The organism is Maridesulfovibrio ferrireducens, assembly GCF_900101105.1.
In the GTDB taxonomy this organism is placed as follows: Bacteria; Desulfobacterota; Desulfovibrionia; order Desulfovibrionales; family Desulfovibrionaceae; genus Maridesulfovibrio; species Maridesulfovibrio ferrireducens.
On the sequence record NZ_FNGA01000003.1, the window covers coordinates 333,933 to 346,075 of the forward strand.

The 12,143-nt window shown below is 41.9% G+C and carries 16 protein-coding genes; 15 read left to right on the forward strand and 1 reads right to left on the reverse strand.

What is annotated here, in order from left to right; translation table 11 throughout:
- Nucleotides 1-18: 18 nt before the first annotated feature.
- Genes BLT41_RS10760 through BLT41_RS10790 form a run of 7 tightly spaced genes read left to right on the forward strand, consistent with a single transcriptional unit; the run spans nt 19 to nt 6,276 of the window.
- The gene (locus tag BLT41_RS10760; RefSeq protein ID WP_092161012.1) at nt 19-1,623 is read left to right on the forward strand and encodes an MBL fold metallo-hydrolase RNA specificity domain-containing protein; all 1,605 of its coding nucleotides are present in this window, start codon (nt 19-21) and stop codon (nt 1,621-1,623) included.
- A gap of 4 nt (nt 1,624-1,627) precedes the next feature.
- A complete protein-coding gene (gene rsmD / locus BLT41_RS10765; RefSeq protein WP_092161013.1) occupies nt 1,628-2,188 on the forward strand; it encodes a 16S rRNA (guanine(966)-N(2))-methyltransferase RsmD in 561 nt (186 codons plus the stop codon).
- Nucleotides 2,176-2,679 carry a pantetheine-phosphate adenylyltransferase gene (coaD, locus tag BLT41_RS10770; protein WP_092161015.1) on the forward strand — a complete coding sequence of 168 codons (504 nt, stop codon included), beginning with the start codon at nt 2,176-2,178 and terminating at the stop codon, nt 2,677-2,679. The genes rsmD and coaD overlap by 13 nt, the downstream gene beginning before the upstream one ends.
- A 3-nt stretch (nt 2,680-2,682) precedes the next feature.
- A complete protein-coding gene (gene miaA / locus BLT41_RS10775; protein WP_092161016.1) occupies nt 2,683-3,612 on the forward strand; it encodes a tRNA (adenosine(37)-N6)-dimethylallyltransferase MiaA in 930 nt (309 codons plus the stop codon).
- A 53-nt stretch (nt 3,613-3,665) separates the two neighbouring features.
- Nucleotides 3,666-4,700 (forward strand): hypothetical protein, encoded by a 1,035-nt coding sequence (locus BLT41_RS10780; protein ID WP_139167352.1) that lies wholly within the window; start codon nt 3,666-3,668, stop codon nt 4,698-4,700.
- Nucleotides 4,701-4,721: 21 nt separating this feature from the next.
- Entirely contained in the window at nt 4,722-5,675 is a 954-nt protein-coding gene (locus tag BLT41_RS10785) for a hypothetical protein (protein ID WP_244512250.1), read from the forward strand.
- A gap of 13 nt (nt 5,676-5,688) precedes the next feature.
- The gene (locus BLT41_RS10790; protein ID WP_092161019.1) at nt 5,689-6,276 is read left to right on the forward strand and encodes a CDP-alcohol phosphatidyltransferase family protein; all 588 of its coding nucleotides are present in this window, start codon (nt 5,689-5,691) and stop codon (nt 6,274-6,276) included.
- 38 nt (nt 6,277-6,314) lie between these two features.
- On the opposite strand, the gene BLT41_RS10795 is transcribed toward BLT41_RS10790, so the two are convergent.
- Nucleotides 6,315-6,506 carry a twin-arginine translocase TatA/TatE family subunit gene (locus BLT41_RS10795; protein ID WP_092161020.1) on the reverse strand — a complete coding sequence of 64 codons (192 nt, stop codon included), beginning with the start codon at nt 6,504-6,506 and terminating at the stop codon, nt 6,315-6,317.
- Nucleotides 6,507-6,702: 196 nt separating this feature from the next.
- Between BLT41_RS10795 and BLT41_RS10800 the strand changes: the two genes are divergently transcribed.
- From BLT41_RS10800 to ilvN, 8 genes are all read left to right on the forward strand, one after another.
- Nucleotides 6,703-7,071, forward strand: coding sequence for a hypothetical protein (locus BLT41_RS10800; RefSeq protein ID WP_244512251.1), 369 nt, complete (start codon nt 6,703-6,705; stop codon nt 7,069-7,071).
- Between the two features lie 81 nt (nt 7,072-7,152).
- Nucleotides 7,153-7,950, forward strand: coding sequence for a hypothetical protein (locus tag BLT41_RS10805; protein ID WP_092161021.1), 798 nt, complete (start codon nt 7,153-7,155; stop codon nt 7,948-7,950).
- Nucleotides 7,951-7,964: 14 nt separating this feature from the next.
- Nucleotides 7,965-8,654 (forward strand): HAD family hydrolase, encoded by a 690-nt coding sequence (locus tag BLT41_RS10810; protein ID WP_092161022.1) that lies wholly within the window; start codon nt 7,965-7,967, stop codon nt 8,652-8,654.
- Between the two features lie 153 nt (nt 8,655-8,807).
- Nucleotides 8,808-9,098 (forward strand): YggT family protein, encoded by a 291-nt coding sequence (locus BLT41_RS10815; protein WP_092161023.1) that lies wholly within the window; start codon nt 8,808-8,810, stop codon nt 9,096-9,098.
- A 16-nt stretch (nt 9,099-9,114) separates the two neighbouring features.
- The gene (locus tag BLT41_RS10820) at nt 9,115-9,618 is read left to right on the forward strand and encodes a DivIVA domain-containing protein (protein WP_092161024.1); all 504 of its coding nucleotides are present in this window, start codon (nt 9,115-9,117) and stop codon (nt 9,616-9,618) included.
- A gap of 92 nt (nt 9,619-9,710) precedes the next feature.
- Nucleotides 9,711-9,929, forward strand: a complete 219-nt coding sequence (locus BLT41_RS10825) for a DUF465 domain-containing protein (protein WP_092161025.1) — start codon at nt 9,711-9,713, stop codon at nt 9,927-9,929.
- A gap of 13 nt (nt 9,930-9,942) precedes the next feature.
- Nucleotides 9,943-11,634 (forward strand): biosynthetic-type acetolactate synthase large subunit, encoded by a 1,692-nt coding sequence (gene ilvB / locus BLT41_RS10830; protein WP_092161026.1) that lies wholly within the window; start codon nt 9,943-9,945, stop codon nt 11,632-11,634.
- A 12-nt stretch (nt 11,635-11,646) separates the two neighbouring features.
- Complete coding sequence (gene ilvN, locus BLT41_RS10835; protein WP_092161028.1) at nt 11,647-12,129, forward strand: acetolactate synthase small subunit; 483 nt, start codon at nt 11,647-11,649, stop codon at nt 12,127-12,129.
- Nucleotides 12,130-12,143: the final 14 nt, after the last annotated feature.

Genomic DNA, 12,143 nt, shown 5'->3' on the forward strand with positions numbered 1-12,143 from the left:
GTTCATACTGGAGGATTGATGAAAATTACTTTTATGGGCGCAGCAAGAACAGTTACCGGTTCTTGTTATATTGTTGAGACTGAAAGTGTCAGATTTGCAGTTGATTGCGGGTTGCATCAGGGTAATGCTGAAATAGAAAAACGTAATCGCGCAATAAGTGACTATAGAGCTAAGGATCTAGATTTTATATTGATTACACATGCTCATATTGATCATACCGGACTATTGCCTGCGGCAGTCAGGGCAGGTTTTGACGGCCCGATTTATATGACTCAGCCCACCCGTGACCTTCTTGATATCATGCTGCTCGACAGTGCTCATATTCAGGAAATGGAAGCTGAATGGGAAAATAGAAAGAGACTTCGTAAGGGTATTGCTCCGATAAATCCTCTTTATGACCAAACTGATGCTGTGGCGACAACTCCACTAATGAGAACTATTCAATATGGTTCTTCTTTTGAACCAGCCTCTGGAATTACAGTTAACTTTAAAGACGCAGGGCATATTCTGGGCTCTGCCTTTATTGAGATTTGGATTAAAGAAGGTGATGATACTACAAAAGTTGTTTTCTCCGGAGATATTGGACATAAGGATCAGTTGATTGTTCGGAATCCATCTATTATTGAAAAAGCTGATTATCTTTTGATGGAATCCACTTATGGTGATCGTAATCACAAGGACTCCACGAACAGTTTAGATGAACTTGCTGAGGCAATTGCCTGGAGTTATTCCAACGGTGAAAAAGTGGTTATACCTTCTTTTGCCGTAGAGCGTTCACAGCAATTAATTTATTCACTTTTTCTACTATATAAAGCTGGCAAGCTTCCTGAAGATATGCCGGTTTACCTTGATAGTCCTCTTGCTATCCGGGCTACTGAAATTTTTAGAAATCATCCTGAGTATTTTGATCTTGATACAAAAGAACTTCTTCATAACGGGGATAATCCCCTCTCTTTGCCGAATTTAAAATTCACACTTGATACTGAAGCATCTCAAGCTATCAATAATACTTCCGGCCCTGCTGTTGTTATTTCTGCAAGTGGTATGGCAAATGCCGGGCGTATCAAGCATCACCTCAGACATAATATCTGGAAAAAGGGTGCCAGTATTGTTTTTGTCGGATATCAAGGCGTTGGAACTCCCGGCCGCAGGATTGTAAACGGCGCAGATGATATTACCATTTTTGGTGAAAAGCTTAAAGTTGAAGCTAAAATTTTCACTATCAATGGTTTTTCCGGGCATGCCGGTCAGGATGAAATGATTGATTGGCTTAAACATTTTGATAGTCCATCCATGAAAATAATTCTGACTCACGGTGAAATAAAAAGTCAGAAGGTTTTTTCGAGTAGAATTACTCAGGAATTGGGTTATGAAGTACATATTGCGGACTACCGTGAAGAATTGATGCTTACTCCCCGTGGTGAAATGCAGCCCATTCTTAAAGGTAAGGCTCTTCAGGAAATTGATTGGGAATTCCTTTTACAGGATTCTGAAAAGTTGGTTGGAGAATTCAGAACCAGACTGGACAAGGTTAGGTCTCAGCCTTTTATTGGACAGACTGAACTTAGAGATAAACTGCTTGAAATTAATCGTCAGGTCATTGAACTGATATCGGAATTATAGGGTAATGAGATTAACCAGTGGTAAATATGGCGGTAGAGTTATAAAAACTGCCAGCGGACCCGGCTATCGTCCGGCTACATCAAAAGTTCGGCAGGCTGTTTTTTCAATGCTGGAATCGCGAGGCATTGAATGGGACGGTTTGCGTGTTGCGGATATGTTTGCCGGAAGCGGAAGCTTGGCTATAGAAGCTCTCAGCCGGGGGGCGGAATTCTCTCTTTTTGTTGAGAAAAATGGACGCGCTGCGGCTCTTATTAAGACAAACTTAAAAGAACTAGGCGTGTCCGCATCAGAATATAAAGTTTTAGCGACCGATTTATTTAAAGTGCTTTTACGGCCGCCTGAAAAAACTTTTGATTTAATTTTTATCGATCCTCCTTATGGTTATGACCTCTTGCCTAAAGCTCTTGATTCTGCCTTGAAAAAAGGGTGGCTGGCTGACGGAGGATTTGTTCTTGCAGAGGTTGAGGCTCAAGCTGAGCCGCCGCATTCAGAATTAATTGATGAGCTTACTCTGCTTTCAGATAAGCTCTACGGTCAGACGAGGATATTGTTATGGCGGAAGTAAAACAACTTACTGCAGTTTTTCCCGGAACATTTGATCCGTTTACTCGCGGACATTTCAGTCTTGTGACTCGGGGACTTAAAACCTTTCATAAAGTTATTGTAGCTGTTGCAGGGAGTACCTCAAAAAATTGCCGCTTTTCATTGGATGAGCGGGTCGATATGGCAACCAGAATTTTTGGAGGAGAGCCACGGGTTCACGTAGAACCATTTGACGGTTTGCTTGTGCATTATGTGCAGAGAAGTCCGGCAAATGTTATTATGCGTGGACTGCGGGCGGTTTCTGATTTTGAGTACGAATTCCAGATGGCTCTGATGAATCGCCGTCTTGATAATGATATCCAGACTGTCTTTCTTATGACTGACTATAAGTGGATGTATCTCAGCTCTACTATTATAAAAGATGTAGCTGTAAATGGCGGAGATATTAAAGGATTGATTCCAAAACAGATTTATGAAGAAGTTTTGGAAAGGCTTGCTCCGGCCGGTAAATAAGTTATGGATAAGCGTAAACCGGTTGTTTGCATATTAGGCCCTACAGGCGCAGGAAAGACTGCAACTTCTTTGGGAATGGCGAAACGTTTTCCTGCCCGTATCCTTAACTTTGATTCTCGTCAGGTTTATAAAGATTTTCCAATTATTACCGCTCAGCCCAGTCCGGAAGAAAGGGCGGTTTGTCCACATGAACTTTATGGATTTATGCCGACTACCGGAATTATTACTGTCGCGGATTTTATCGAATTTGCTCATGAAAAAATAGAGCAGTCAGTTGATGAGCTGCCGATACTTGTGGGTGGTACAGGTCTTTATTTAAAAGCTCTCACTTCGGGGCTTGCTCCGATTCCGGATATTCCAGATGAAATTCGTGCCAGAGTTCGAAAAAGAGCTGAAGAAGAAGGTTCGGCCGCTCTATTTGAGGAACTTCAGAGGGTTGACCCTGAATATGCCAAATGTACGCATCCTAATAATAAACAGCGTAATTCCCGCGCCATAGAAGTCTATGAAGGAACCGGTAAAAATTTTACGTGGTGGCATAATAGAGAAGTTCCACCGTCACCTTACCGCTTTCTTAAGATTGGTATAAAGGTAAATCTTGATGATTTAACTCCTTTACTTAATCGCCGGATCGATCAGATGATTGCAGCCGGGGCAATTGATGAAGCTCGCCGGGCATGGGATATTTGTCCTGATGAGAGTGCTCCGGGGTGGACCGGAATAGGGTGCAGTGAGCTTCTGGCATTTATTAAGGGTGATATTGATATAGATGAAGCCAAGCTTCTTTGGGCAAAAAATACCAGAGCTTACGCAAAACGGCAGTTGACCTGGTTTAACCGGGAAAAAGATATCCATTGGTTTTCTCCTGATGAGCCAAGTCAAATCGTGGAGTTTGCCGCAGCGTGGCTTGCGAAAAGTGATGTGGAAGGATAAGTCCTTTTGATACAGATTAAACGGTGATCCTTAATATAAAAATTGGAAAAAATATGAGATTATATTCATTTTTAGCTTTTGTTTTTTTGCTTGCCGCTCCGTCAGCGATTTATGCCGGAGGATTCGGTAACGACCTTGGGTATGTTGTTGATACTCCAGATAGCAAGATCAATTGGGGCCGCGGGTTAATTTCTGCTTCTGCTGAAATTCTTCCAATGCAGGATACTATTGATCCCATGCGGACAAAAGCTCTTGCCGTTAGGCAAAGCGGGATTAAGGCCCGTAAAAATTTACTGGACTCAATTCTCGGGTTGTCTTTAAGCAGCCGAGAGACTGTAGAACAAGTATTTAGTGATGATATCAAAACCGCGACGATGCTTCGGGGGCTTGTTCAGAATTCGCTTTTACGCACTGAAGATACACTTGACGGAAAAGTTAAAGTTACGGCTTCTATGAATATTATGGGAGAACTTGCTTCGATTATTATCCCGCCAACATTACCATTTCTTTCAGGAATTGCGCCGATGCTGTCTGAGGGCAGGGGCGAGGCTGTTGTTCAGGCTCCATTATTTACAGATGAAAACGGTGTTGAAGCTTCATACAGTGGAGTTGTCATAGATGCCCGGGGACTTACTTTGACTCCAATATTGCTGCCGGTTATTTATGACGGCAAAGGCGTGGGAGTGTACGGACCTTTCATCGTGAGCAGAGAGTCTGTTATTAAAAACGGTTTGGTTTCTTATGTAGTGGGTTCTTCTATAGGAAATTTCAGAGAGCGGGTTGGTAATTCTCCTCTTGTTGTTAAACCTGTAAGTTCTCATGGAACCGTGCGTGGGAATCTGATTTTGACACTTGAAGAATCTGCTAAATTCAGGGCGGCACTCAAAAGAAAATCTGTTATTGATAATTGCGCAGTAGTTATAATGATGGATGTTCCGGCAGGCGAAGGATCTGTACAGATTTCGAATGATAACGGAACCGTTGGTATTGGTTTGGTTCCTGTGAAAAATGATTCTCCTGTAAAGGATTCCAGATTGCAGGAAGAAACAATAGTTGATGAAGGCGCATCCCCTGCCTTGCAGCAGTAATTTATAGATCGGAGTAATCACTTGATCTTTTCAGAATATATTAAAAAAAGTTTTTTTGTCTTTTGTGTGTTGATGATCGCAACAGCCGCGGCTGTGCCTGCTTTTGCTGTCAAAGTTCAGATTTTTAAGCCAACCGAAGAGAACGTTTCAAGTAAAGATTTACGAGGTGAAGCTGTTTCGCAGGCTTTCGCACAAGCTCTTTTTGCTGAATCCGTACGTATGATGCCTTCAACGTTGTCTGCTGAGCGCAGTAATGCTTTAAAAGATATGTTTGGTAATCATTATGAGGAATTTATAACTGGTTACCGCGATATGGATGTTAAATTTCAGGAGGATGGCGTTGCTGTCCGTATTGATGTTAATGTTAATCGAAGCGCATTACGTGCTGTTCTGAAGAAGATGGGGCTTTTTTCAAATGCAGAGATAAGCGTTAAAGCAGATATTTCAGTTTCAAGCGGTAAAACCAAACTGAATGAAACACAGCAGTTGGACCTTGATACGGAAGTGCAGAATCTGATGGTTCTTTATGGAGTGCAAAAAGCTGCTTCGACAGATTTATCTGCTCCTAAATTAAGTATTACTAAAATCGGAAAGAATAGGTGGGCGGGTGAACTCACTTCTGCCCACGGCAACTGGAAAGCCTCCGGCCGTACAGTCGAAAGAGTCTGGCAGAATTTGTGGGCTAAATTTTTTGATTCTGAAAATGTTGAAAGTATGATGAATCCGAAGGCCGTTCTAGTTGTGAATGGCTGGTTCAATCCTGATGGAGTCAGAGAGTTCGACAGGTTGTTGAAATCTTGGGATTCAGCTGTACAGGAAGTTCAACTGCTTGATGTAGAAATGAAACCGACTGCTGTTTCCGCAAGCTGGTCTCTAGAAGTCTCTGATCAGTGGGTTTTAAAAAGCTATCTTAATGATTATCTGCCTTCACGGGGGTTATCATTCAATATTGACGGGCTTAGCGGAGATAAATAAAATAGGATAAAGAGTGACGAGGCAAAAAAACTGGAATATTCCTAACCTGATAACCATTTTCAGGATTCTGTTAACTCTGGGATTTGTGTTCTTATACCTTGATCACAACTTCTTATGGGCATGGATTCTTTTTTTGGTGGCAGGATTTTCAGATGCTCTTGATGGCTTTCTAGCGCGAATTCTCAATCAGCGTACGTCGCTAGGGGCGATGCTCGACCCGCTTGCTGATAAATTCCTTATTATTACATCTTTCCTGTGTCTCGCAATTCAAGGGCTAATTCCAAGCTGGCTGGCGTTACTTGTGGTCTTAAGGGATACAATAATTGTCGGAGGCTTATTCTTTTTGAAATCCTACGGAGTAGATGTTCAGAAGAAAATTAATCCTCTGATAATCAGCAAGTTAACCACTGCTTTGCAATTACTACTTATATTCTCTGTTTTAAGCAGACTTTCTTTCGATCTTGATTTCTTTGAGATAGAGTACGTCCTTGAATGGGCAACTGCTTTGTTTACGTTTATTTCTGGAGTTGTATATATAAAACAGGGATTCGCTATGTTTTTTGCTAAAAAGCAAGAATGTAAAAACCCCGGCTCACATTAAGTAAACCGGGGTTTTTACAGGCAAATCAAAGAAAACTGTTAAGCTTCCTTATCCTTGTCTTTGTCTTTTGAGGGAGTTACGTCAATTTCATCAGACTCACTACTGGCCCTTTTGAAATTTTGAATTGCACGGCCTAGCCCACTTCCCACTTCAGGAAGTTTTTTGGCACCGAATATCAGGATAATAATACCCAAAATCAAAAGAATTTCTGTTATTCCTAATCCAAACATTTTTTCCTCCAATGCTAGACGGTAGGGAACTTTTACACGGGCCGGGCATTAAGGTCAAGAATGACTTTTCCTCTTAAAAACGCTTGTAAAAACTATCTTTTTGGTCTTTACAAAGTTTAAATGCGTAAATAGGTCTTCAGTGAAGTCTGTTTGTTGTTTTAAACTGTAAATCTAATCACTGTTCAGGAGATTTTTTTTGGCAACTATTTCCAAAATGCCGGGACATATGTGTCGTTTTTATAAAAAAGGCAAATGTCTTTACGATGAATTATTAAATCCCGGGTACAATGCGGAATTGCGGTGTAAAATTTTAGTTGGCCTTGAGGATGAGTATGATAAACTACTCAGGCAGGCTGAAGCTTTCAAGCTTAGCGCAGAGGTTGTTTCCGAGTTATGGGATCTCCGGATTGCAGAGCATCGGGCTTCTACGGGCGGATGCCATAAAAATACCATGCAGGGAGAGGACACATATCCTTTGTGTTCCGATGGTTACGAAGATATATGTTTATTGGAGTTTCCTCGCTGTGAAGGTATTTGCGATAAATTTATGCCTACTGAGGATTAGATTTTATTCGCAGAATGATTTTAAATTATGTACGGTTGTTCTAAATTTTAAAGCGACATCTTTAACCGATGGAGAATTGCCATGTTGATATACTTCCCGCAGTTGCACGAAGAGTTGATAGCTGAAAAGGTTGAAGGTGCATTGCTTTTTGATCCCGGAGTTGACAGGGCACAGACAGAAGATGTTCTTGTTTTTAGGCCTGAAAACTTGCCTGTGGAGCCTGAGATGTGTCGCCGGATGATAGCAGACTTTATTAGTTATGGTGAAAGTCTTGGCAAAATGCTTAAAATGTTGTCCATGCCTACTTCAAACCAGAAAGATCAATTCGGTGAAAGAACTTCTGCAATTGAAAATGAGCTGAATGCGCTTATTCGTGACACTCCTGCTGAGAAAAAATCTGATACTGATCGCGTTCAGAATCAGGTTGTATTGGCTTTGGTATACGCTTACGAAGAGAAGCATCTTGAGCTTGCAGAAATTGAGCATAAATTGAATGATAAGTGGTCCGGTTTCGGTACAAGTCTCGGGCTTGATGATGAAGATATAGCAGATCAGCAGGCTAGAGCGCTTGGGGGATTGTTTTCCAATGCTCCGGTTCAGACTGGTTCAAGAGTTGTTCTGCCATGGCAGAAAGTTCTTGAGGGTTTTGCTGCTCTTTTGCCTGAAAACTCTGCACTTGTCACAAGTGATGTTGACGCAGTTTCATTCTGGCGTGATCTGGAACTGGATTTTTATGAAAAAGAAGGCGTTTTGCCTGAGAAGGCAACTGTAGTAAGAGATAAGGCATGGAAGCTTTTAGGGCTTTCAAGTGCACCTGAAGAAAAGCCGTGGTTGGACCGGGAGTTTCTTGTCGCTCTGGCCGTCCCCGAAACAGAATAAATGAGGTTTCATTAATGGAAGGAATACATTTAAGCGATATAACTCCGCCTGAAGCTCTTAAAGAAATTAAGGGAATTATTTTTGATTGTGACGGGGTTTTGATCAGTTCATTTGACGCAAACAGGTGGTATTACAACTGGTTCAAAAATAAATTTAATCTTCCGCCTATGGATAAGGAAGAAGAAAAGTTTGCTCATGCGCATACTGTTTTTGAGTCCTTGGCGCATGTTCTTCCTGAAAAAAACTACGAAGAAGCTCTTGAACTCAGAAAGTTGCCTGAGCTTAGTGAAGCGTTGTCCTATATTCAAATAGAAGAGGGACTCCGCGAAGTCCTAGTGTGGCTTAGAGATAATAATATCCGTATGGCCATTAATACGAATAGAACTGATTCACTGCCTACTGTTTTGGAAAATCTTGATATAGAAGGTTTCTTTTCTCCAACCGTTACGTCCACGCTTTTACCTAATTCAAAGCCCCATCCTGAAGGTGTTCATTATATTCTGGATAAGTGGTCTATGAAGCCGGAAGACGTCGTCTATATTGGAGATACTTGGATAGATGAATCATGCGCTTCCCGCGCAGGTGTTGAGTTCTGGGCTTATTGCAGTCCGCTGCTTAGTGCTTCGCTGTATATTTCAGATTATTGGGTTCTTCGTAGTTTGTTTGAAAAAGCCAAAAATAATGTTTGGCGCAAGTCGGAATAAGTCATGGTTTTAGTCTTTGATTTTTAATAATAAGTTCATTTTGTTAATATGCCCTAAAAAGTGTTGATTCTTAGGGCTTGCTGTGACAATTTGTAAACAAGAATGGAAGCGTATACTGCTTTTTCAATTCTATGCCTGTCAGGAGTATATTAAATGGATTATGTGATTCTTGCCGTAGCTAAAGTTCTTCAGATTGTCCTCAATCTTTATATGTGGGTGGTTATTATTTCCGCTCTTATTACCTGGGTAAACCCTGATCCTTACAATCCCGTTGTTCGCTTTCTGCGTAAAGCAACCGAGCCTGTTTTTGCAAAGGTCAGGCAGTATATTCCATTCGTTAATATCGGTGGTTTCGACCTGTCTCCGATAGTTGTTATTTTGATTATTCAGATGCTTGATATTGCCTTGGTGGGCAATCTTACAAGACTTGCATATGGAATGTAGCCTCTGGAGGTAGTGGATGACCCTTTCGAAGATTGATTTACTTAATAAAAAGTTTTCAAAATCTCTTTTCGGGTATTCTAAAAGTGAAGTGGATCAGCTTATGATTGAGCTTGCTGAAGTTCTCGGTGCAACCGCCGATGACAAGAAGCAGCTTATGAAGAAGATTGAACGCCGCGATTCCTCTATTCGAGAGTTTCGTCAGCGCGAAGAAACACTTCGTGACACTTTGATGACAACTCAAAGAATGATCGATGACCTCAAAGCAACTGCCAGAAAGGAAGCTGAGCTCATAATTAATGAGGCCCATTCAAGGGCTGAAGTTATTTTGCAGCAGGCACACAACCGTTTGGCTCAAATTCATGAAGACATTAACGAACTCAAACGCCAAAGAACAAGGTTTGAAGTTGAGCTTAAAGCTGTTCTTGAGTCTCATTTAAAGACACTTGAGATCAGTAATCCTGAACTTGAAAAAGTTGAAGCCATTGAAGCCAAACTTAAATTTTTCAAAAAAGCCAAATAAATTCCGAGAGAAGATTTAAAAGTTGTACCGCGTTAGGATGGAATATTTTCCACTGACGCTTGAATATGCAAACCTCTGCAAAGGAGTTTCAAATGGAAGCTAAAGACGTCGATTTGATTAGAACCCTAGTTGGTCAGGATGCGGAAATTAAAGGGCTATGGGATCAGCACTTAGATCTAAAAAAGATTATTGATAGATTTGAAAAGAAAGGTCTCCTAAACGAGACAGAAGTTCTTGAATTGAAAGAACTGAAAAAAAAGAAGTTGTCCGGAAAAACGAAATTGCATTTGTTGATTGAAAAATACAAATAATAGGGAGAGAGCCATGGAGCTCACCGGAGCTCAGATATTTCTTGAATGTCTGAAAAAAGAGGGAGTTGAAGTTGTTTTCGGCTATCCCGGCGGCGCGATAATCGATATATATGATCAACTCCCGAATTATCCTTTTAAGCATATACTGGTCAGACACGAGCAGGGTGCGGTCCATGCGGCTGATGGTTATGCCCGGGCAACAGGTGAAGCAGGCGTATGCCTGGTTACATCCGGTCCCGGAGCAACAAATGCTGTTACCGGTATTGCAACTGCATACATGGATTCAATTCCGGTAGTAATTTTTACAGGACAGGTTCCGACTCCTTTAATCGGGAATGATGCCTTTCAAGAGGTTGATATTGTCGGAATTACCCGTCCTTGTACAAAACATAACTACTTGGTCAAAGATATTAACGATTTAGCCTTCACTGTAAGGCAGGCGTTTTATCTCGCACGCTCAGGAAGACCCGGTCCTGTATTGGTCGATCTTCCTAAAGATATTATGCAGGCTAAGGCTGAATTTGTCTGGCCTGAAGATGTGTCGCTACGAAGCTATAATCCGAATCTTGCCCCTCATATCGGGCAGATTAAAAAAGTTGCCAAGCTTATTGAAAAGGCCGAAAGGCCGGTTATTTACGCTGGCGGCGGGGTTATAAGTTCCGGAGCTGAGGATGAATTGACATGGCTTGCCAAGAGTCTGAATATTCCAGTGACAGCCACTCTCATGGGGCTTGGCGCCTTTCCCGGAAATGATCCCTTATGGCTCGGGATGCTGGGAATGCATGGCACCTATGCCGCAAACATGGCAATCAATAATTCGGACCTCGTTCTGGCAATCGGAGCGAGGTTCGATGACCGTGTGACTGGAAAGGTTGATACTTTTGCCCCTAAAGCCACACTCGTTCATATAGATATTGATCCTACTTCAATTCAAAAAAATGTTGCTGTTCATGTGCCTCTTGTTGCTGACTGCAAAAGTGCATTGTCTTCACTTAAATCAGTAATTGAGCCTACTCTCGACCAGACTTATTCCGAAGATTCTCATGCTGTATGGGTTCGTCAGGTTCAGCAATGGTCTGAAACTCATCCTTTGCGGTATAATAAAGGTGGGTCGTTCATTAAGCCTCAGTATGTTGTTGAAAAGGTTTACGAAATCAGCAACGGTGACGCTATTGTCGCTACTGAGGTCGGTCAGAATCAGATGTGGGCCGCACAATTTTATAAGTTTAAAAAGTCAAAATCTTTTCTGTCTTCGGGCGGTTTAGGAACGATGGGGTATGGACTTCCTGCTGCCATCGGCGCGCAAATGGCGTTTCCTGACCGGCTTGTCGTGGATATTGCCGGAGACGGTTCTATTCAGATGAATATTCAGGAATTGATGACTGCTGTCTGCAATGATCTTCCGGTCAAGATTGTTATTTTAAATAATGGTTATCTTGGTATGGTTCGTCAGTGGCAGGAACTTTTTTACAATCGTAATTACTGTGAAACCTGTATGGATGCTCAGCCGGATTTTGTAAAACTAGCTGAAGCCTACGGAGCTGTCGGGTTCAGAGTAACCGAAGAGAAAGATGTCGTGCCTGTGCTTACGGAGGCGTTTGCTCTCCCTAAGGTTTGTATTATCGATGTCCGGGTTGATCCAGAGGAGAATGTTTATCCTATGGTTCCTGCCGGAGCATCACTAGCCGACATGTTGCTCGTTTAGGAGGATAGAATAATGAGACATACTCTGTCCGTCATGGTTGAAAATGAACCCGGAGTTCTTTCCAGAGTTGTAGGATTGTTCAGCGGACGCGGATTCAATATTGAATCCCTTAACGTTGCGCCTACTCTGGAAGAAGGCGTTTCGCTGATGACCATAACCACTGTAGGTGATGAGCAGATCATTGAACAAATCGTTAAACAGCTGAGAAAGCTCGTTACGGTTATTAAAGTTGTCGATCTCACAGAGCTTAAATCTGTTGAGAGAGAAATGGTTCTGCTTAAGGTTAATGCTGAAGATGCTAAACGGGCTGAAATTCTTCGAATAGTAGATATATTCAGATGTAAAGTTGTTGATGTCAGCGTGGACGAGCTGACGCTTGAGGTTACCGGAGATCACGGTAAAATCGATGCATTGATTAATCTGCTATCCAGATTTGGTATTAAGGAAGTTGCCCGTACCGGTACGGTCGCAATGAAGCGTGCTTTGCAAGTATAATTAAATTTCAATCA